Source organism: Hansschlegelia beijingensis (genome assembly GCF_014196425.1).
In the GTDB taxonomy this organism is placed as follows: domain Bacteria; phylum Pseudomonadota; class Alphaproteobacteria; order Rhizobiales; family Methylopilaceae; genus Methylopila; species Methylopila beijingensis.
The window spans coordinates 116,103-134,940 of sequence record NZ_JACIDR010000001.1; the positions used below are offsets into that span (position 1 = coordinate 116,103).

19 protein-coding genes are annotated in these 18,838 nt (G+C 70.3%); 5 read left to right on the top strand and 14 right to left on the bottom strand.

Translation table 11 applies throughout. The annotated features are described in order from the left end of the window. Position 1 precedes the first annotated feature (1 nt). Both GGR24_RS00480 and GGR24_RS00485 read right to left on the bottom strand, forming a co-directional pair. The gene (locus GGR24_RS00480; RefSeq protein ID WP_183393341.1) at positions 2 to 838 is read right to left on the bottom strand and encodes a DUF1206 domain-containing protein; all 837 of its coding nucleotides are present in this window, start codon (positions 836 to 838) and stop codon (positions 2 to 4) included. 312 nt (positions 839 to 1,150) lie between these two features. Continuing rightward, positions 1,151 to 1,858, bottom strand: a complete 708-nt coding sequence (locus tag GGR24_RS00485; RefSeq protein WP_183393342.1) for an EAL domain-containing protein — start codon at positions 1,856 to 1,858, stop codon at positions 1,151 to 1,153. Positions 1,859 to 2,041: 183 nt separating this feature from the next. Here GGR24_RS00485 and GGR24_RS00490 point away from each other — a divergent pair, with 183 nt between their 5' ends. Next, entirely contained in the window at positions 2,042 to 3,934 is a 1,893-nt protein-coding gene (locus GGR24_RS00490; RefSeq protein ID WP_183393343.1) for a propionyl-CoA synthetase, read from the top strand. Here GGR24_RS00490 and GGR24_RS00495 read toward each other — a convergent pair. Continuing rightward, the gene (locus GGR24_RS00495) at positions 3,931 to 5,517 is read right to left on the bottom strand and encodes a hypothetical protein (protein WP_183393344.1); all 1,587 of its coding nucleotides are present in this window, start codon (positions 5,515 to 5,517) and stop codon (positions 3,931 to 3,933) included. The two genes, GGR24_RS00490 and GGR24_RS00495, sit on opposite strands and share 4 nt — an antisense overlap. A 180-nt stretch (positions 5,518 to 5,697) precedes the next feature. Further along, a complete protein-coding gene (locus tag GGR24_RS00500) occupies positions 5,698 to 6,396 on the bottom strand; it encodes a DUF1013 domain-containing protein (protein WP_183393345.1) in 699 nt (232 codons plus the stop codon). A 228-nt stretch (positions 6,397 to 6,624) separates the two neighbouring features. On the opposite strand from GGR24_RS00500, the gene GGR24_RS00505 reads away from it, so the two are divergent. Together GGR24_RS00505 and rcdA are read left to right on the top strand one after the other, a co-directional pair. After that, complete coding sequence (locus GGR24_RS00505; protein WP_183393346.1) at positions 6,625 to 6,825, top strand: DUF1192 domain-containing protein; 201 nt, start codon at positions 6,625 to 6,627, stop codon at positions 6,823 to 6,825. 271 nt (positions 6,826 to 7,096) lie between these two features. Further along, positions 7,097 to 7,621, top strand: a complete 525-nt coding sequence (gene rcdA, locus GGR24_RS00510) for a protease adaptor protein RcdA (RefSeq protein WP_183393347.1) — start codon at positions 7,097 to 7,099, stop codon at positions 7,619 to 7,621. Between the two features lie 63 nt (positions 7,622 to 7,684). Here the strand turns inward: rcdA and rpmE are convergent, their stop codons facing one another. After that, on the bottom strand, positions 7,685 to 7,915 hold the full coding sequence (rpmE, locus tag GGR24_RS00515) for a 50S ribosomal protein L31 (RefSeq protein WP_183393348.1): 231 nt from the start codon (positions 7,913 to 7,915) through the stop codon (positions 7,685 to 7,687). A 198-nt stretch (positions 7,916 to 8,113) separates the two neighbouring features. Here rpmE and GGR24_RS00520 point away from each other — a divergent pair, with 198 nt between their 5' ends. Both GGR24_RS00520 and GGR24_RS00525 read left to right on the top strand, forming a co-directional pair. Beyond that, positions 8,114 to 9,943: an ABC transporter transmembrane domain-containing protein gene (locus GGR24_RS00520; protein ID WP_183393349.1), complete on the top strand. Its 1,830-nt coding sequence runs from the start codon at positions 8,114 to 8,116 to the stop codon at positions 9,941 to 9,943. 1 nt (position 9,944) lies between these two features. Then, entirely contained in the window at positions 9,945 to 10,361 is a 417-nt protein-coding gene (locus tag GGR24_RS00525; protein WP_343066156.1) for a GNAT family N-acetyltransferase, read from the top strand. A gap of 15 nt (positions 10,362 to 10,376) precedes the next feature. Here the strand turns inward: GGR24_RS00525 and GGR24_RS00530 are convergent, their stop codons facing one another. From GGR24_RS00530 to GGR24_RS00570, 9 genes are all read right to left on the bottom strand, one after another. Then, a complete protein-coding gene (locus tag GGR24_RS00530; protein WP_183393351.1) occupies positions 10,377 to 11,399 on the bottom strand; it encodes a peptidoglycan -binding protein in 1,023 nt (340 codons plus the stop codon). 19 nt (positions 11,400 to 11,418) lie between these two features. Further along, a complete protein-coding gene (locus GGR24_RS00535; RefSeq protein WP_183393352.1) occupies positions 11,419 to 12,423 on the bottom strand; it encodes a flagellar motor protein MotA in 1,005 nt (334 codons plus the stop codon). Positions 12,424 to 12,544: 121 nt separating this feature from the next. Continuing rightward, on the bottom strand, positions 12,545 to 13,330 hold the full coding sequence (locus GGR24_RS00540; RefSeq protein ID WP_183393353.1) for an inositol monophosphatase family protein: 786 nt from the start codon (positions 13,328 to 13,330) through the stop codon (positions 12,545 to 12,547). A gap of 160 nt (positions 13,331 to 13,490) precedes the next feature. Beyond that, positions 13,491 to 14,054 (bottom strand): elongation factor P, encoded by a 564-nt coding sequence (gene efp, locus GGR24_RS00545; protein ID WP_183393354.1) that lies wholly within the window; start codon positions 14,052 to 14,054, stop codon positions 13,491 to 13,493. 82 nt (positions 14,055 to 14,136) lie between these two features. After that, a complete protein-coding gene (locus GGR24_RS00550; RefSeq protein ID WP_183393355.1) occupies positions 14,137 to 15,252 on the bottom strand; it encodes a tetratricopeptide repeat protein in 1,116 nt (371 codons plus the stop codon). Further along, a complete protein-coding gene (locus GGR24_RS00555; protein ID WP_183393356.1) occupies positions 15,249 to 15,887 on the bottom strand; it encodes a thiamine phosphate synthase in 639 nt (212 codons plus the stop codon). Before GGR24_RS00555 ends, GGR24_RS00550 begins: the two co-directional genes overlap by 4 nt. A 159-nt stretch (positions 15,888 to 16,046) precedes the next feature. Continuing rightward, positions 16,047 to 17,015 carry a class I fructose-bisphosphate aldolase gene (locus tag GGR24_RS00560; protein WP_183393357.1) on the bottom strand — a complete coding sequence of 323 codons (969 nt, stop codon included), beginning with the start codon at positions 17,013 to 17,015 and terminating at the stop codon, positions 16,047 to 16,049. Between the two features lie 53 nt (positions 17,016 to 17,068). Beyond that, positions 17,069 to 18,268, bottom strand: coding sequence for a phosphoglycerate kinase (locus tag GGR24_RS00565; protein ID WP_183393358.1), 1,200 nt, complete (start codon positions 18,266 to 18,268; stop codon positions 17,069 to 17,071). Next, complete coding sequence (locus GGR24_RS00570; RefSeq protein WP_183393359.1) at positions 18,268 to 18,837, bottom strand: putative glycolipid-binding domain-containing protein; 570 nt, start codon at positions 18,835 to 18,837, stop codon at positions 18,268 to 18,270. The genes GGR24_RS00565 and GGR24_RS00570 overlap by 1 nt, the downstream gene beginning before the upstream one ends. Position 18,838: the final 1 nt, after the last annotated feature.

Sequence of the window (18,838 nt, forward strand, 5' to 3'; positions counted from 1 at the left end):
ATCAGGCGCGCTGCAGCGCCTTGGACGCGTCCGGAAGGTCCGGCATCTGGATGCGGCGGTAGAGCGCCTGCACGACCCCGAACGCGCCGAATGCGAACAGGCCGAGCGCGACCAGCCCGAGCAGCGCCCAGCCATAGGGCTGGCTCTCGAGGCTGTGCAGCGCGCCGCCCAGTCCCTTCGCCTCCTTGGAGTTGCCATGCAGGGCCGCGGCCACGAGGAAGCCGCCGATCAGGATGAAGGTCACCCCGCGCGCCGCATAGCCGATCCGCCCGAGATATCTGGCGAACCGCTCCCGCGCCGGAGGAACCGACAGCCGCTTCAGCACGTCGCCGCGCCAGCCCTTCAGCACGTGAACGCAGCCGCCGACGATGAAGCCGATCCCGACGGCCGCGACGAGCCAGCGCCCGAACGCATGCGCCAGCGCCCATTCGGTCCAGTCCTGCGCGGCCTGATCGTCGCCGCCGGAGCTGAAGCCGAGGCCGAGCGCGAGGCTGATCGCCGAGACCGCCAGCGCGCCGTTGGCGAAGCCGCTGAGCAGGTGGACGGCGCGCGTCGCGAGCCCCTTGGGGGACGAGCCGCAGCCATCCGCGTCGGTCGTGGCCTCCACGATCCGCCACAGCGCGAAGAAGGCGAGCCCGAGCCCGACGGCGAGCAGCAGCGCCGCCCCGAAAGGCTGGCCGAGCAGCGAGCGCAGCGCGCTCTTGTTGCCGCCGACGTCGCCGCCCGAGCCGATCGCGGCCAGCAGCGCGAGCCCGCCCACGAGGCAGTACACGGCGCCGCGGGCGGCGAAGCCCGCGCGGGCGAAATGTTCGAGGCGAAGAGCGGCCGGGGGAGTCATCTAAGGATCATCGGTCGCCGCGGCCGGGCTTCAAGCCGCCGGCCCGCGAGCGGCCGAAAAAACCGCAAGGCGCGTGAGCGCTTAGCTTGCGGTCGTCCCGCGCCGGGCCCACATGGGCTCTGTCGTCAACAACCGAAAGGAGGTGATCCAGTGTCTCGTTGCGCCAATCGCCGTTCGCAGAACGCCGTGACCTGGATCTTGGCCTCAGCCGGGATTCACGCCTGATCAAGGCGAAGGCCGCGGCCTTCTCGAAACGCCGCGATCTGCAATGTGAAGGGCCGTCCCTCCGGGGCGGCCCTTCTTCTTTCCGGCTCAGGCGGCGCCGACGGTCCGCGCCTCGGCCGGCAGGGCCACGGCCGGCAGCGTCTCGAACCCCGGCCGGGCGAGCAGATAGCCCTGCATCAGCCGCACGCCCATCTCCTGCAGGCGGCGGAACTCGCCCTCGGTCTCGATCCCTTCGGCGATGAGCTCGACGTCCAGTTCGCGCGCCATCCGGACGACGCTCGCCACGATCGCTTGGCGCGGACGGTCATGGTCGAGGCCCCGGACCAGATCCATGTCGAGCTTGATCACGTCGGGCTGGAACTCGGCGAGCAGGTTGAGGCCGGAGTGGCCGGCGCCGAAATCGTCGATCGCGGTGATGAAGCCTTGCCGCTTGTACTCGTTCAGGATCCGGACGAGATGCGGCCGGTCCTCGATCCGCTCGCCCTCCGTGACCTCGAACATGATGCGCTCGATCGGAAAGGCGTGGCGCCGCGCGGCCGCGAGCGTGGTGCCGAGGCAGAGGCTCGGCTGATAGACGGCGTTGGGCAGGAAATTGATGCTGACCCGGCTTTCGACGCCGAGCCGGGCGGCGTGCTCGACCGCGGTGCGGCGGCAGAGCTGGTCGAATGCGAACCGGTTCTCCGGCGTGACCCGCGACAACACCGCGCCGGCGCCCGATCCGTCCGCGCCGCGCACCAACGCCTCATAGGCGAACACCGATCCGTCGGCGACGTTCACGATGGGCTGGAAGGCCATCGTGATCGCTCCCTCGAACGGCGCCCGGCATCCCGGGCAGCCGCTCTCCTCCAAGAGATCAGATGATTCCCGGCCCTCTGTCATGCCATCCTCTTCGGCGGGAAGGAGTGGGGTTTGGTGTTCGGCTACCACCCTGCAGCCCTGACTCTTACGAGCCGGTTACTCCTGGCGGGGATGCGTTCGATGACGAGCAGGTATCGCGAGGTTTACAGGGCGTCGCTGGAGGACCGGGACGCCTTCTGGCTCAAGGCCGCGGAGGCGATCGACTGGTTCGAGAAGCCGCTCAAGGCGTTCGATCCCACGCTCGGCGCCTATGGCCGCTGGTTCCCGGACGGCATGACGAACGCCTGCCACAACGCGCTCGACCGGCATGTCGAGGACGGCCGCGGCGACCAGGCGGCGCTGATCTATGACAGCCCGGTCACGGGCGCGAAGCGGACCTACAGCTACGCGGAGTTGCTCAACGAGGTCTCCAGCTTCGCCGCGATCCTGCAGGATTTCGGCGTCCGGAAAGGCGATCGCGTCGTCATCTACATGCCGATGGTCCCCGAGGCTCTCGTCGGCATGTTCGCCTGCGCCCGGCTCGGCGCGATCCATTCGGTCGTGTTCGGCGGCTTCGCCGCGAACGAACTCGCCAAGCGCATCGACGACGCCCGCCCGAAGGTGATCCTCACCGCCTCCTGCGGCGTCGAGCCGAGCCGCAAAGTCGCCTACAAGCCGCTGCTCGACGAGGCGATCAGGCTGTCGAGCCACGCGCCCGAAGCGGTGATCCTGCTGCAGCGGCCGCAGCTCGAGGCGGAGCTCGTCTCTGGCCGCGACCATGACTGGGCGACGCTGCGCGAGGCCGCGCGCGGCCGCAGCGCCCAGTGCGAGCCGATGCGGGCGACCGACCCGCTCTACATCCTCTATACCTCCGGCACGACCGGCGCGCCCAAGGGCGTGGTCCGCGACCTCGGCGGCTACATGGTCGCGCTCGCCTGGTCGATGGAGGCGATCTACGGCGTGAAGCGGGGAGAGACCTTCTTCTGCGCCTCCGACATCGGCTGGGTGGTGGGCCACTCCTACATCGTCTATGCGCCGCTGCTCGCGGGCTGCACGACCATCCTCTACGAGGGCAAGCCGGTCGGCACGCCGGACGCGGGCGCGCTGTGTCGGGTCGCGTCCGAATACGGCGCGGTCGCGCTGTTCACCGCGCCGACCGCGATCCGCGCCGTGAAGAAGGAGGACCCGCAGGGCGAAAAGCTCGCGGGCCACGATCTGTCCAGGATGCGCGCGCTGTTCCTGGCCGGCGAGCGCGCAGACCCCGCGACGGTCGACTGGGCGGAGAAGCTGCTCGGGGTCCCGGTTATCGACCATTGCTGGCAAACCGAGACCGGCTGGGCGATCGTGGCGAATCCGCTCGGGCTCGGCCTGCTGCCGGTGAAGCACGGCTCTCCGACCGTGCCGATGCCGGGCTACGACGTGACGATCCTCGACGACGCCGGCCACGAGGTCGCGCCCGGCACGCTCGGCAACATCGTGATCCGCCTGCCGCTGCCGCCCGGCTGCCTGCCGACGCTGTGGAACGACGAGGAGCGCTTCCGGTCCGCCTATCTGACGGGCTTCCCCGGCTACTACCAGACCTCGGACGCCGGCTTCATCGACGAGGACGGCTACGTGTTCTTCATGGCCCGCACCGACGACATCATCAACGTGGCCGGGCACCGGCTGTCGACGGGCGGCATGGAGGAGGCGATCGCCAGCCATCCGGACGTCGCGGAGTGCGCCGTCGTGGGCGTCGCCGACACCATCAAGGGGCAGTCGCCGCTCGGCTTCGTGGTGCTGAAGGCGGGCGTCGACCGCACGCCGGCGGAGATCGAGCGCGAGATCGTGACGCTGGTGCGCGAACGGGTCGGGCCCGTGGCCTCCTTCAAGCAGGCCCTCACCGTGCCGCGGCTGCCGAAGACCCGCTCGGGCAAGATCCTGCGGGGCACGATCCAGAAGATCGCCGACGGCGAGGCGTGGACCATGCCGGCGACGATCGAGGACCCGGGCGCGCTCGACGACATCGGCGACGCGCTGGCGGACCGGCGCTAGGCCAAGCAGCACGACCTCGGCGCCGCGGCCGGTTTCGGCGGGGCGTCGAGCAGCGCATATTGCGCGCCAATCTTCTCGGCGATGAGCATCCAGATCTGCCGCAGCCGGTGGACGTGCAGGTCGTCGATCATCAGGCGCACGAGGCGCCGGACGCCTTGCCGGGTCAAGGCCTCGGCGTTGTGGGCCAGACGATCCGGCGCGTCGGCGGGCGCCGCGCCGGCGTAGGTCGGCTCGAACTTGAGCGCGCGCCGGCAGCGCGCGTTGCGGTCGTGATCCGTGAGCAAGACGGCGCCGACCAGGTCGACCAGCGTTTCGTCGCTCTCTACCGGAAGCACCGCGCGCTCGAGATCGAAGATCGTCCGGATGTTGTAGGACTTGAGCAGCAGGAACCGCTCCGGCCCCACGACGGTGCAGAGTTGCGCCTGCGCCACCCAGTCGATCGCCTCATAGATCCCATAGGGGTTCTCGATGTGGATCATGATCGGATTGGCGGTGGCGAGGTTCTGGATGTCGAAGATGTTGGCCTCTTCGAGCCGGAACGCCGTGAAGGCGTCCACGCCGTCCAGAATGGTCAGCGGGACCGTCTTGGCGTGCTCCTCGATCTCCACATAGCGGTCCTTGAAGCGGACGCCCGAGCGCTGCAGCACATATTGCAGGGCCGCGTCCGGCACGAAGCCGAGCGCGAAGGACAGCATCAGCCAGATCGAATTGACGCCGTCGCGCGGGTCCGGGCCGGGGATCGCGCCGGGCGCCGGCTTGTCCGCCAGTCCCACGGACGCGACGCTGTCCCTGATGAAGTCCGCCGCGCCCGCGACGCTCGGGAACACCCGATACAGGACGATCGCCAAGGTGGTGGCCAGCACCATATGGGCGAACGCCCGCAGGAAGGTCAGCGGCGAGAGGTCGAACACGCCGACGGCCCTGAGCAGCAGCCGGACGCAGTAGAAATACGCGCCGGCGAAACAGAAAGCGCCCACCGTCAGCAGATTGGCGTGCGCGGCGGCGAACATGTCGGGGTCGCGGATGAGGCCGACCGGGGCTCCTCCGAGCGACAGGAAGCTCGCCCACAGCCAGCCGCTGATGCTCTTCTCGGGCTCCAGCACCTCGATAATCGGCGCGAACAGGATGAAGCCCCAGAAGAACGAATAGGCCATCAGGGGCAGGGCGCAGACCAGAAGCATCCAGTCCGCGTGCAGCATCATGGGGAAGCGCGGGATCGTCTCGAGCTTCGGCTCTTCCCCGTCTCGCAGGTCGAGGTCGACGTAGTACTTTCCCTTGACGAATTCGAACGACACCGGCGCGCCCTCGCGTCCGGCGGCGCCCGGGGCGGCCATGCTCAGATCGAAGGTGGTCGCGAACAGGCTGATCAGCTTGATGCGCGTCAGCCGGATCTGGTGCCGGATCGCGATCGTCGTCACCGGGAGGATGACGGCCAGGAACAGGCTCGTCACGATCGGGAACAACAGCTGGGTCCGCCAGCCGAGCGCGGCGTAGACCAGGAAGCCGATCAGCGCCGCCAGCGCCGCAAAGCCCAGAAATCCCAGGACGCCGACGGCGACGCCCTTCGCCCGATGGCCTGCCATTGGCGCGGTCCCCCTGAAGGCGCGCTCGCAAAGCGAGCGCCTGCAGGGTGACGCTACCTCAGATTGTATTCAGCGGAAGGCGTACAACTACGTACCGGCCGTGGGGGGCCGGCGCTGGGAAGCGCTTCGGATGTCCGTGACGTGACGAGGAGACGCCGGGGCGCCTCCCGGGAAGCCGCCTTAGCGACGGTCCTCGTCGTCGTCCTCGTCCTGATCTTCGCGCTTGAGCTGGTTGAGCTTCGCGAAGACGCTCTGGACGTCGAGTTCGGCCTCCGCGCCGGGCTCGGCGGTCGTGACCTCGGCCGGCAGCAGGGTGTCCTCCGGCTCCTCCTTGCGGAGCACCGCGTCGGGATTCGCCTTGCCGGCCTTCGCCACCTCGAAGTCGAGGTCGATCTGCGAGCAGAGGCCAAGCGTGACCGGATCGGCCGGCGCCAGGTTCTGCGCGTTCCAGTGGGTGCGGTCGCGGATCGCCGCGATCGTCGTCTTGGTCGTGCCGACCAGACGCATGATCTGGCTGTCCTTGAGCTCAGGATGGTTGCGCACCAGCCAGAGGATCGCGTTCGGACGGTCCTGGCGGCGGGACACGGGCGTGTAGCGCGGACCCTTGCGGGGCTTGACCGGCGGCAGCCGCACCTTCGACACCGCCACGCTCAGGCGGTAGTCCGGGTTCTTCTGCCCGCGCTCGATCTCTTCGCGGGTCAACTGGCCCGAGGTGATCGGGTCGAGGCCACGAATGCCCTGCGCCGCCTCGCCGTCCGCCACCGCCTTCACTTCGAGCTCGTGCAGCTTGCAGAAGTCGGCGATCTGCGCGAACGACAGCGACGTGTTCTCGACGAGCCAGACCGCGGTCGCTTTCGGCATCAGCGGCGCGTTCGACATCTGCAATACTCCTCTCGCTCCGTCCGCCGGAACTGCGACGGAGCCCTGACCGATATCTCGATGACGGGATCGGGTGGATATAGGCCTTTCGGCATATCCGCGCAACGGAGCCGGAGACCGGACTTCTCGTCTTCGGCGCCCGCTCCGGATCGGGACTCGCGGCGGCGCCTTGCGGCCGCACGTCCCGCTGCGGCACGGTGCCGGTCCCGGCGCGACAGGAGATCAGACATGGCCGCGTTCGACGACGAACTTCCCCGGGCCCCCGCGGCGTCGCCGGAGCACGTGATCGGGCAGGATCTATCGACGCTTTCGGTGGAGGAGCTGACGCGGCGCGTCGCGGTGCTGAAGTCGGAGATCGAGCGCCTGGAGGCGGCGGTCGCGGCCAAGACCGCGCACCGGAGCGTAGCGGATTCGCTGTTCCGCTCCTGAAACTCCAGGACTTAACGCTCTGTTAACCTTTCGTCGGGCTCAATATCGGCGAGTGGTTTTCCTGCCCACTCGGTACGCCTCCCTATGATCAGCCTCCGGCCGCCCCCTCCGGCGGCCTTTTTTTGGCTTAACGTTTCGGTAACCCTCGACTCAGGTCGGCTGGGGACAAGCGGCCGGTTGGTCCGGCGTTTGCCCACCGGGTCTCGTTGATGCGAAGATCGGGTCCCGCTAGCGTGCGGCGCCCGCGTGGCGTTCCGGAAGGGTGGCGAGGATGACGGACAGGACCGCGAAAGCGGAGGACGGCGGCGCGGTGTCGTTCGGCGCGCGGCTGGTCGGCTCTGCGGCCTTCACCTCGCTGTTCCGCGAGGGAATGGCGCTGGTCGAGGAGACCGCCGCCTATCTGGACGGCGACGGACGGACCGAGTCCCGCAGCCTCGGCCGCCCGGAATCGATCGCCTACGCGACCGAGAGCATGCGGCTCACCACCCGGTTGATGCAGATCGCGTCCTGGCTGCTGGTCCAGCGCGCGGTCAACGACGGCGAGATGTCGGCTGATCAGGCGCGCGACGAGAAGCGCAAGGTGCGGCTCAGCCCGATCACCTCCACGCTGTCGCCGGAGATCTTCGGGCGGCTGCCCGAGCGGCTGCGCGACATCGTCGAGCGGGCCGGGCGGCTGCAGGAGCGCGTGCAGATCCTCGACGCGCAGCTCGACGGCAAGCTGGTCGCCGAAGAGCCCTCGCGCAACCCGCTCGAGGGCCAGATGGAGCTGCTGCGCCAGGCCTTCGGCCGCGGTTGACGGCGCAAACGAAAACCCCGGCCGCAGGGCCGGGGTCGGGCAGCTCGGCTATCAGGCCGGCGCTCAGGTCTTCGAGATGCCGAAGTTGGCGAAGCGCTTGTTGAAGCGCGACAGGCGGCCGCCGCGGTCGGTCAGCTGCGCCGAGCCGCCGGTCCATGCCGGATGGGTCTTCGGGTCGATGTCGAGCTGGAGGGTGTCGCCCTCTTTGCCGTAGGTCGAACGGCTCTCGTACTCGGTGCCATCGGTCATGACGACCTTGATGGTGTGGTAGTCGGGATGGATGTCGGCCTTCATGGGTCGTCTCTGTCGGTTGCGCGCGAGAAACCGCAGCGCGTCTGAAATCGTCGCGATGGCGTCAGGCCGCAGCCTATATCGCAAAGGCGCCCGCCGGACAACCGCGCGCGACGAGACGGCCGCGGACTTGTCCTCCGGCCTCCGAGGGCTCAATAAGGCCGCGCATGACGACTGGAAAGACCCAAAAGAAGCGCGCCCATGGCCCGACGCCGCTCCGCCGCCGCTGACGCCGGAACGGAGGCCGCGCCCCGATCCCGCTCGCTGAGGCCGCTCGCGGCGCTCAAGCCCTATGCGCTTGCGCACAAGGGGCGGCTCCTCGGCGCGCTGGTCGCCCTCACTGCGGCGTCGGCCGCGACGCTCGCGATCCCGGTCGCGGTTCGCAGGCTGATCGACTTCGGGTTCTCGCGCGACCATCCGGGCATGGTGGACGCCTATTTCGGCGCGGTGCTCGCGGTCGTCGGAATGCTCGCGGTGGCGAGCGCCGCCCGCTACTGGTTCGTGACGACGCTCGGCGAGCGCGTGGTCGCGGACCTCCGCAAGGCCGTGTTCGCCCATCTCACGCGGCTGTCGCCGGCCTTCTACGACGCGACCCGCGCGGGCGAGATCGTCTCCCGGCTCACCGCCGACACCACCCAGATCAAGTCGGCCTTCGGCGTCACCGCCTCGCAGGCGCTGAGAAACCTGTTCCTGTTCATCGGCGCGGCCGTGATGATGGTGGTCACCAGCCCGAAGCTGTCGGCGATGGTGCTGATCGCGATCCCGGTCATCGTGCTGCCGCTCGCGGCGTTCGGGCGCTCGGTCCGCCGCCGCTCGCGCGCCGCGCAGGACACGCTGGCTGAAGCCTCCGCGCTCGCGGCCGAAGCTGTCGGCTCGATGCGCGGCGTCCAGGCCTTCACGGCGGAGCGCAGCGTCGTCGCGCGCTTCTCGGCGGCGGTCGAAGACGCCTACGGGGCCGCGCAGGGCTCGATCACCGCGCGCGCGGTGCTGACCTTCATCGCCATCTTCCTGATCTTCGCGAGCGTCGTCGGCGTGCTGTGGTATGGCGCGAACGGCGTGCTGACCGGCGAGATGACGCCCGGCACCCTCGGCCAGTTCGTGCTCTACGCCGTGTTCGGCGCGGCGGCGATCGGCGAGCTCTCCAATGTCTGGGGCGAGATCTCGCAGGCCGCCGGCTCGGCCGAGCGCCTGAACGAACTGCTGCTGACGCAGCCGGCAGTGGCCGATCCGGCGAGCCCGCGCCGGCTGCCGACGTCGTCGCGCGGGGCGCTCGCCTTCCAAGACGTAGTCTTCTCCTATCCGGCCGAGCCTGCGGCCGGCGTGCTGAACGGCGTGACGCTCGAGGCCGCGCCGGGCGAGACGGTCGCGATCGTCGGTCCATCGGGCGCCGGCAAGAGCACGCTGTTCCACCTCGCGCTGCGCTTCTACGACCCGCTCGGCGGCCGGGTGACGCTCGACGGCGTCGACGTGCGGGAGGCCGCGCTCGCCGAGATCCGTTCGCGCATCGCGCTCGTGCCGCAGGACCCGGTGATCTTCGCCGCCAGCGTGCGCGACAACATCCGGCTCGGCCAGGACGAGGCCGGCGACGCCGAGGTCGAGGCCGCCGCGCGGCTCGCCGGCTGCGAGCGCTTCGTGTCGGCGCTGCCGCAGGGCTACGACACGCCGCTCGGCGAACGCGGCGTGAACCTCTCGGGCGGCCAGCGCCAGCGCATCGCGCTCGCCCGCGCGCTCCTCAAGGACGCGCCCGTGCTGCTGCTCGACGAGGCGACCTCGGCGCTCGACGCCGAGAGCGAGACGCTGGTCCAGGAGGCGCTCGCCGCCACCCGCGCCGGCCGCACCACGCTCGTCATCGCCCACCGGCTCGCGACCGTGCTGGCCGCCGACCGGATCATCGTGCTCGACGGCGGCAGGATCGTCGAGGAGGGCACGCATGCGGAGCTTGTCGCCCGGCGCGGCCTCTACGCCCGCCTCGCCGAGCTTCAGTTCGGCGGACATGAGCGCGTGCGCCGCGCGGAGATCGCGGCCGGCTGAGGTGGCCCTCGAGATCGTCCTCTCCGATCCGCCCTCGGCTCACGACCACGCCGCGATCGTGCGGCCGCTGGTGGCCTTCAACACGGCCGCCTTCGGCCCCTCCGGCCATCGCACGCTTGCGCTGCTGCTGCGCGACGAATCCGGCGCGACGGCGGGCGGCCTGTGGGCGCGGGCGAACTTCGGCTGGCTCTATGTCGAGATGCTCGTCGTGCCGGAGGCGCAGCGGGGCAGGGGGCTCGGCGCGCGGCTCATGCGCCGCGCCGAGACGGAAGCGCGCCGCCTGGGCTGCCGCGGCGTGTGGGTGGACTGCTTCGCGCCGATGCGGGGCTTCTACGAGACGCTCGGCTATGTGGCCTTCGGGACGATCCCGGACCACCCCGAGGGCGTCGAGCGGGTGTTCCTCAGGAAGCCCCTGTGACCGCCCAACTCCGCCTCAGCGCTCGGTCAGCTTGAGCTCGATGCGGCGGTTGCGCTTGTAGGCCTCTTCGTTCTGCGCCGTGTCGAGCGGCTGGAACTCGGCGAAGCCGGCCGCGAGCAGCCGCTGCGGGGCGACGCCCTTCTGGACCAGATACTCCACCACCGCGATCGCGCGGGCGGTCGACAGCGACCAGTTCGACGGGAAGGCGCCGCGGGTCGGTCGGATGTCGGTGTGGCCGTCCACCCGCATCACCCAGTTGATGTCCGGCGGGATCTCCTTGGCGAGCTCGATCAGCGCGGTGGCGATCTTGTCGAGCTCGGGCTTGGCGGCCTCGTTCAGGTCGGCCTGGCCGGTCTCGAACAGCACCTCCGACTGGAACACGAAGCGGTCGCCCACCACCCGCACGTCCGGCCGGTCGGCGAGGATCTGGCGCAGTCGGCCGAAGAAGTCCGAGCGGTATCGGTTGAGCTCCTGGACGCGCTGGGCGAGCGCCACGTTCAGGCGTGAGCCGAGATCCGCGATCTTGGCCTGGCTTTCCCGGTCGCGCGATTCGGACGCGTTGAGCGCGTCCTCGAGCGCGGCGATCTGCCGGCGCAGCGCGGCGATCTGCTGGTTCAGAAGGTCGACCTGGCTGAGCGCACGGGCGCTCACCTCCCTCTGCTGATCGAGCTGGGCCGCGAGGCCGCTCGCCTTGTCGCCCTCGGAGCGAGCGCGGTCGGCGCCGCTCGCCGCGTCCGCCTTGAGCTTCTCGGTCTCGGTCTGCAGCGCGCCGAGATTGGCCTGCAGGCTGGTGAGCTCGTCCTTGGCGGAGCGCGAGGCGCCGCGCTCCAGCGCCAGCAGCTCGGTCAGCTCCTCGATCTGCGCATTGAGCCGCTGCAGCGCGGTGTCCTTGCCCGTGACCTCCCGGCCGAGCAGGAACTGGGCGATCATGAACACGGTCAGCAGGAAGATGATGACCAGCAGCAGCGTCGACAGGGCGTCGACGAAGCCGGGCCAGTAGTCCACCGCCCGGTAGCGCCGGCGGGAGCTCAGCGCCATCAGGGGCGCTCCGCCGCCGTCACGGCTCAGCCCTGGCGCGCTGCTCCAGCAGGCGCTCGAGCAGCGCCTTCAGGTCGCCCTGCTGGTTGGACTGCGCCTCGACCCAGTCGCGGATCATCTGCTGCTCGGAGCGCATGTGCTTGACGAGGCCCTGAATGCCTTCGGCCAGATGCGCGGTCGCCTGGGCGGCGGTCTTGGTGCCGGATTCGGAGAGCGTCTTGTTGAGCCGCTCGAGCGACGCGATCAGCTCCGCCGGGTCGCGCGTTCCGGGCGAGCCGACCGGCGACGCCTCATCGTCGAGATCGGCCGAGACCACGGCGGCCAGCCAGTCCTCGAGCTCGTTGTGGAAGCGGTTCTGCGCCTGGCCGGCCTGGAGGTCGAGGAAGCCGAGGATCAGCGAGCCCGAGAGGCCGAACAGCGAGGCCGAGAAGGAGGTGCCCATGCCGGCGAGCGGGCCCGCCAGGCCCGACTTCAGCTCCTCGAACAGCGCCGCCGTGTCCTCGGTTCCGTTGCCGCCGAGCGTGGAGATGACGTTGGAGATCGAGCCGACCGTCTCAAGCAGGCCCCAGAAGGTTCCGAGCAGGCCGAGGAACACGAGCAGCCCGGTGAGGTAGCGGCCGATCTCGCGCGCCTCGTCGAGACGCGTGCCGATCGAATCCAGGATCGAGCGCATCAGCGCCGTGCCGATCGGCGCGTTGCCGAGCCGGTCGCCGAGCAGGGACGCCATCGGGGCCAGCAGCCGCGGCTGCTCGCGCAGCGCCAGGCCGGGCTCGCTCATGCGGAAGCCGTTGACCCAGCGGACCTCCGGGAACAGCCGGATCACCTGCCGGAACGCCAGCAGCACGCCGATCACCAGCACGGCGAAGATCAGCCCGTTGAGGCCGGGATTGGACAGGAAAGCGCGCTTGATCTGCTGGTTCAGGATCAGCGCCACGAACCCCGCCAGTGCGAGGAAGATCACCATCCGGAGCAGGAAGACCCGGGGCGACGACAGCTTGTAAGGGTCTAGCTCGGACAGGGACATCGCGGACCGGAGGCCGTGTTGAACGCGCACGCGTCCATAGTGCACGGTTTGCGTTCGCGAAGAAGTGCGCCGCAGCCACGCCGCCCGGTCATTGCGAGGAGCCTTGGCGGGCGAGGAGCCCTCAGGCCTTCACGAGCTTCAGCAGCTCGCCATGCATGACCTCGTTGCCCGCGACGATCGAGCCGTTGGTCAGCATTCCGTCGCCGCCCTGTCCGTCGGTCACGAAGCCGCCGGCCTCGCGCACCAGCAGGATCCCGGCCGCCATGTCCCACGACTTCAGGTGGCGCTCCCAGTACCCGTCGAAGCGGCCGGAGGCGACCCAGGCGAGGTCGAGCGCCGCCGAGCCGAAGCGGCGGATGCCCGAGACCTTGATCTGGACGCGCGCCAGCTCCTCGCGGAACCGGTCGTGGTTGGGCTTGCCGAGATGCGGCACGCCGGTCGCGATCACGGCGTCGGCGAAGTCCCGCCGGGCCGCGACGCGCAGACGCCGGTCGTTCATGTAGGCGCCGCCGCCGCGCTCGGCCGTGTAGAGCTCGTCGGTCGCCGGATTGAAGATGACGCTCGCCACCAGCACGCCGGCGCGCTCGAGCGCGACCGAGATCGCGAACATCGGGATGCCGTGCAGGAAATTGGTGGTGCCGTCGAGCGGATCGATGATCCAGCGGTGGTCGGGGTCGCTGCCCTCGATCACGCCGCCTTCCTCCATGACGAAGCCGTAGCCCGGCCGCGCGCGGGACAGTTCGGCGCGCAGCGCCTCTTCCGCCCGGCGGTCGGCGACGCTGACGAAGTCGCCCGGTCCCTTGGTCGAGACCTGAAGCTGCTCGACCTCGCCAAAGTCGCGCCGCAGGGCGCGGCCGGCCTTCATGACGGCCTGGACCATGACGTGGAGAACGGGGGAGCGGGCCATGGGTGCTTTCAGTCTGCGGAACGGGGCGCGCCCCGAGCGTCAGCCCGGACGGGGCGACGCGCAGGGCCGGGTTCGTCGCGCCTGGGGCGGCGCTGGTTCTGCGACGGTCGGCCGGGCGGCGTGGCCGCTCACGCCGGACCGACGTCCTCGGAGCGCCGCGTCAGTCGGCGCGGCGGAGATAGGTGACTTCGTTGGTGTCGACCACGATGCGCTCGCCGGACGCGATGAAGGGCGGCACCATCACGCGCAGGCCGTTCTCGAGCTTCGCGGGCTTGTAGGAGGAGGCGGCCGTCTGGCCCTTCACGACGGGGTCGGCCTCGACGATCTCGAGCGTCACCTGGTCGGGCAGCTTGACGCCGATCGGACGCTCCTCGTGCATCTCGACCGTCACCGTCATGCCGTCCTGCAGGAAGGCCGCGCGCTCGCCGACGAAATCGCTCGCCAGCTGCATCTGCTCGTAGGTCGCGAGGTCCATGAACACCAGATCGTCGCCTTCGGCGTAGAGGAACTGGAAGTCCTTCTGCTCGAGCCGGACGCGCTCGACGGTCTCGTCGGCCCGGAAGCGCTCGTTGAGCTTGCGGCCGTCGATCAGGTTCTTGAGCTCGACCTGGTTGAACGCGCCGCCCTTGCCGGGCTTCACGGCGTTGGTCTTGACGGCGGCCCAGAGGCCGCCCTGGTGCTCGATGACCATGCCGGGGGTGATCTGGTTGCCGTTGATCTTCATTCGTCAGGTCTTTCGAGAGAGGCGGCGTGCGTGCTGGGCGCCACGTCGGCGCCCGCTCGTTTGCCCTCGGATCACAGCCGCGTCAAGGTTTGCGGCCGCCGGCCTCGGCGGTCGTCTCCTGCGCGATCGGGCCGAAACCTTCGCTCCATTTCGCGACAAGACCGTCCGCCGCGGCGCGGTCCGCCGCCGGCAGGCTCGCCACGAAGCCGTCGAGCCAGGCGTCCGCCAGTCCCTGGCGGCGGGCGAGCTGGTGCCAGGCGGCGGCGCGCGCGGGATCGCGCGCGAGGCCCCGGCCATGGGCGTAGAGCCGGGCGAGCCGGTTCTGGGCGATGGCGTTGCCGCGCTCGGCGGCGCGCCTGAAGAACTGCGAGGCGGCCGCCTCGTCCTTTTCGACGCCGCGCCCGTTGAACAGCGAGATGGCGTATTCCACCATCGCGGGGATGTCGTCCTGCTCCGCCGCCCGCCTGAGCCAGTCGGCGGAGGCCGCGAGGTCGCGATCGACGCCCTGGCCCTCCCTGAGCAGGACCGCATAGGCGTACTGGGCCTGCGCCTGGCCGAGCTCGGCGGCGGCCTTCATGTGCCTGGCCGCCGAAGCGAAGTTCTGCGGCCGGCCTTCGCCCTGCAGCTCGATCACCGCGAGGTTGTAGAGCGCCTCCGGCTCGCCGAGCGCGGCCGCCTTCTCGAACAGCTTCGCCGCGCCCGCCACGTCCCGCGATGCGCCCTCGCCATTAAGCTTGAGCAGGCCGAGCTGCAGCATCGCCTCGCGGTCGCCCTTGGCGGCGGCGCGCTCATACCAGCGGGCGGCCTGCCTGGGGTCGCGGGCGACGCCGGCGCCGTCGGCGTAGAGCTGGCCGAGCAGCGTCATCGCGGCGGTGTCCGGCGGGTTCGCCTCAGCGCGCTTCTTCGCCTCGTCGAAGGCGGCGCGGTAGAGGCCGCGCTGGTAGGCCCCATAGGCGACGTCGGCGTTGGGGTCCGTTGGGCCCTCGTCGTCCTCGACGGCCTGCGTCGGCGCGTTCTGCTGCGCGTCCCAAGGGTTGACGAGCATCATGTCGCGGAAGCTCGGCACCGCGGTCGAGGGCTGCTGCAGGTCGGACGCCGAGGGAACCGGGGCGGACAGCGTCTTCCGCGGCTCGCTCGCCGCGAACGCGCCGCCGGAGGCGGCCAGCAGGGCCGCCGCTGCGAGCAGCGCCCGCGTCATGGGGCGGGCTGGCGGGAGAGCGACAGCATCGCCTCCGCAGAGGCGACCGCGGCCGCAGGGCCTTCCTCATGGCGCCAGACGGCGTCGCCGAGCGCCGCGAACTCCGCGTCCGCGGCCGCGAGCGCCGCGACGTCGTCGAGCGCGCGGGCGAAGCCGACGCAGGGCACCTCGAAGATCGGCGCCCACCATTCGACCCGCTCCAGCGTCGCGGCGAACGGCTCGTCCCTCGCCGGGTCGCCGAACAGCACGTAATCCGCGCCGGCCTCGCCGGCCGACATCGCGTCGTCGCGCGCGCCCTGCGCCACCGCGCCCACGATCTTCTCGGGCTTGAACCGGCCGATCACCTCGCCGAAGCCTTCGCCGGCCTCCGCCTGCAGCCCGTCCGCGCCGGATCTGCCGACGATGTCCTCGACGCCCTCGCCCGAAAGCAGCGCCGCGGCGCCGGCGTCCTGCGCGGCCTGCACAAGCGTCTTGGCGCGGGCCAGCCGGGACCGCTCGTCGGCCGGCGCGAGGCGGATCACCACGGCCGCGACGTCGCCCGCCGCGAGCGCGGCGCGCAGCATCGGCTCGAACGCCTCGACCTCGTCGAGCTCGGGCGTGATCAGCATCAGGCGGGTGGCGGGCGCTTGGGCCATGGCTGAGGACTCAGGATAGGAGAAGGGATCGTCGCGAAGCCCGATGGCGAAACCGGGGCGAGGTCGACCGGATCGGCCTGCGAACGACAAGGGCGCGGCAATCGCCGCGCCCCTGCCTGATGGGTCCGCTCCGGCTGGCGATCCGGGCGATGCGCCCGTTCACGCCGCCTTGGCGTAGATGTCCATGATCTGGTGGAGGAGCTGGATCGCCTCCTCCTTCGGACGCTGGAAGGCGTTGCGGCCCATGATCGAGCCGAACGCGCCGCCGGCGGCGATCTCGCGGATCTCGTCCAGCACGGCGTTGGGGTCGCTCTTCGCCTCGCCGCCCGAGAAGATCACGATGCGGCGGCCGTTGAAGCAGCTCTTCACCACGTCGCGGATGCGGTCCGACAGGGTGCCGAGCTCAATGCCGCCGGCCTTGTAGGCCTTCTTGGCGGCGTCGAGCGCGATGTGGTCCGACGGCGGCTTCACCTTGATGATGTGGGCGCCGAGCAGCGCCGCCATGTGCGCCGCATAGGAGATCACGTCGGCCGCGGTCTCGCCCTTCTTGTCAAGCGTGCCGCCGCGCGCATAGGACCAGATCACGACCGCGAGGCCGACCGACTTGGCTTCGGCCGCGAGCTGGCGGATCTCCTCCATCTGCGAATAGGCGCGGTCGGAGCCGGGATAGATGGTGAAGCCGATCGCCGAGCAGCCGAGCCGCACCGCGTCGGCGACCGAAGCCGTGACGGCCTGGTCGGCGTCCTCGTTGAGGCGCGACAGCGAGTTCGCGCTGTTCATCTTGAGAATGGTCGGGATCTGGCCCGCGAAGGTGTCGGCGCCGGCCTCCAGCATGCCGAGCGGCGCGGCGTAGGCGTTGAGCCCGGCGTCGATCGCAAGCTGGAAGTGATAATGCGGGTCATAGGCCGGCGGATTGACCGAGAAGGAGCGGGCAGGGCCGTGCTCGAAGCCCTGGTCGACGGGCAGGATCACGAGCTTGCCCGTGCCGGCGAGGCGCCCGGTCATCAGCAGCCGGACGAGATTTCCCTTCGTCCCCGGATTGTCGCTTTCGTACCAGGACAGGATCTCGCGCACCCGCGGCGTGATCGCGAGGCGGCGTTCGGCGGTGATCGGGGTGGAGACGTTCATCGTACTCTCGGAAGCGCGTTTTCTGATTGGGCGCGGATTATAGGGCGGGGCCGCTACTTTGTCGCGGTCAGCGCGGCGACGCCGGGCAGTTCCTTGCCCTCGAGCCATTCGAGGAAGGCCCCGCCGGCCGTCGAGATATAGGAGAAGTCGTCCGCCACGCCGGCTGCGTTGAGCGCCGCGACCGTGTCGCCGCCGCCCGCCACCGTCAGCAGCCGCCCCTCGCGGGTGAGCGCGGCGGCCTTCTGCGCCACAGCCACGGTCCCCTCGTCGAAGGGCTGCATCTCGAACGCCCCGAACGGTCCGTTCCAGACCAGCGTCCTGGCGCCCTCGATCACCTGCGCGACGCGCTCGACCGACTTCGGCCCGATGTCGAGGATCATCTCGTCGGCGCCGACCTCGGTGGCCGGGACGACGCGATTCTCGGCGTGGGCGCGGAACTCCTTCGCGACCCGGCCGTCGACCGGCAGCACGATCTCGCAACCGGCCTCGCCGGCCTTGGCGACGATCTCGCGGGCGGTGTCGAGCAGATCGCGCTCGCACAGCGACTTGCCGATCTCGGCGCCCTGCGCGGCCAGGAAGGTGTTGGCCATGCCGCCGCCGATCACCAGCGCGTCGACCCGCTTCACGAGATTCCCGAGAAGGTCGAGCTTGGTCGAGACCTTGGCGCCGCCGACGATCGCCACCACCGGCCGCTCGGGGGAGGAGAGGGCCTTGTCGAGCGCGTCGAGCTCGGCCTGCATGGACCGGCCCGCATAGGCCGGCAGCAGCCGGGCGACGCCCTCCGTGGAGGCGTGCGCGCGGTGCGCGGCCGAGAAGGCGTCGTTGACATAGATGTCGCCGAGCCGCGCCAGCGCTTCGGCGAAGGCCGGGTCGTTCTTCTCCTCGCCGGCGTGGAAGCGGGTGTTCTCGAGCAGCAGTACGTCGCCCGGCGTGAGCTTCGTGACGGCGGCCTCCGCGGCCTCGCCGACGCAGTCGTCGGCGAAATGCACGTCCTGCTTCAGCGTCTGCTCGAGCGCCGGCAGGATCGCCTTCAGCGACTGGCTCTCGTCGCGCTTGCCCTTCGGCCGGCCGAAATGGGCGAGCAGGATCGTCTTGGCGCCCTTCTGGGCGAGTTCGTTGATGGTGGGCGCGACGGCGCGCAGCCGGGTGTCGTCGGTCACCCGGGCGCCGTCCATCGGCACGTTGAGATCGACGCGCACCAGCACGCGCTTGCCGGCCACGTTGACGTCGTCGAGGGTCTTGTAGGCAGCCATCAGAGCACCCGCGCGAAGAGTTGTGCGTAGTCGGTCACGAGCCCGTCCTCGTCGACGGAGAGCTCGGCCTCGAAGGATAGGTCGGCCGCTTGGTACTGGAAGCGCCGGCCGGGCTCAATGCAGCGGTAGATCTGCGCCTCCGCGACGGGCTCGAAGCTGTCGAAGGGCACGAACGCCATCTTCAGCTCCCGCTGCTCCCCCTCGCGCCATGACAGGCGGCGGATCGGCAGGGTGTTGGTGAAGGGCGTGCCCGAGAGATCGAGGTCCAGGCAGCCGTCGAGGGCGGGGAGGGGCTCGCCCGTCCCCATCGCCCAGCGCCCCTCGCCGTTCGCGACGAGGTGGAGGCCGCGTCCGTCGGAGGTCGCCAGCGCGAGCTCGCGCGTGCGCCAGCCGAGATCGCAGTCGATCCGGTAGTAGACGCCGTAGGGGACGTCGCCGCGCGCTCCGACCGCAACGCCGCGTGCGACGATGCGGTCCGGCTCGGACGCGAGGGTCACGTGGTCGAGACCCTCGCAGTCCAGGCTCCGCCAGCGGGCGGAGACGGCCTTCAACTCACGGAAGGCCGGCACC

Excerpts from the sequence above, each read along its gene's own strand:
- GGR24_RS00565 (WP_183393358.1), bottom strand. The coding sequence starts at position 18,268 with ATGGCTGCCTACAAGACCCTCGACGACGTCAACGTGGCCGGCAAGCGC.
- GGR24_RS00490 (WP_183393343.1), top strand. The coding sequence starts at position 2,042 with ATGACGAGCAGGTATCGCGAGGTTTACAGGGCGTCGCTGGAGGACCGG.
- GGR24_RS00530 (WP_183393351.1), bottom strand. The coding sequence starts at position 11,399 with ATGGCGCTGAGCTCCCGCCGGCGCTACCGGGCGGTGGACTACTGGCCC.
- GGR24_RS00555 (WP_183393356.1), bottom strand. The coding sequence starts at position 15,887 with ATGGCCCAAGCGCCCGCCACCCGCCTGATGCTGATCACGCCCGAGCTC.
- rcdA (WP_183393347.1), top strand. The coding sequence starts at position 7,097 with ATGACGGACAGGACCGCGAAAGCGGAGGACGGCGGCGCGGTGTCGTTC.
- GGR24_RS00485 (WP_183393342.1), bottom strand. The coding sequence starts at position 1,858 with ATGGCCTTCCAGCCCATCGTGAACGTCGCCGACGGATCGGTGTTCGCC.
- GGR24_RS00535 (WP_183393352.1), bottom strand. The coding sequence starts at position 12,423 with ATGTCCCTGTCCGAGCTAGACCCTTACAAGCTGTCGTCGCCCCGGGTC.
- GGR24_RS00495 (WP_183393344.1), bottom strand. The coding sequence starts at position 5,517 with ATGGCAGGCCATCGGGCGAAGGGCGTCGCCGTCGGCGTCCTGGGATTT.
- GGR24_RS00505 (WP_183393346.1), top strand. The coding sequence starts at position 6,625 with ATGGCCGCGTTCGACGACGAACTTCCCCGGGCCCCCGCGGCGTCGCCG.
- rpmE (WP_183393348.1), bottom strand. The coding sequence starts at position 7,915 with ATGAAGGCCGACATCCATCCCGACTACCACACCATCAAGGTCGTCATG.
- GGR24_RS00520 (WP_183393349.1), top strand. The coding sequence starts at position 8,114 with ATGGCCCGACGCCGCTCCGCCGCCGCTGACGCCGGAACGGAGGCCGCG.
- GGR24_RS00480 (WP_183393341.1), bottom strand. The coding sequence starts at position 838 with ATGACTCCCCCGGCCGCTCTTCGCCTCGAACATTTCGCCCGCGCGGGC.
- GGR24_RS00560 (WP_183393357.1), bottom strand. The coding sequence starts at position 17,015 with ATGAACGTCTCCACCCCGATCACCGCCGAACGCCGCCTCGCGATCACG.
- GGR24_RS00540 (WP_183393353.1), bottom strand. The coding sequence starts at position 13,330 with ATGGCCCGCTCCCCCGTTCTCCACGTCATGGTCCAGGCCGTCATGAAG.
- GGR24_RS00500 (WP_183393345.1), bottom strand. The coding sequence starts at position 6,396 with ATGTCGAACGCGCCGCTGATGCCGAAAGCGACCGCGGTCTGGCTCGTC.
- efp (WP_183393354.1), bottom strand. The coding sequence starts at position 14,054 with ATGAAGATCAACGGCAACCAGATCACCCCCGGCATGGTCATCGAGCAC.
- GGR24_RS00550 (WP_183393355.1), bottom strand. The coding sequence starts at position 15,252 with ATGACGCGGGCGCTGCTCGCAGCGGCGGCCCTGCTGGCCGCCTCCGGC.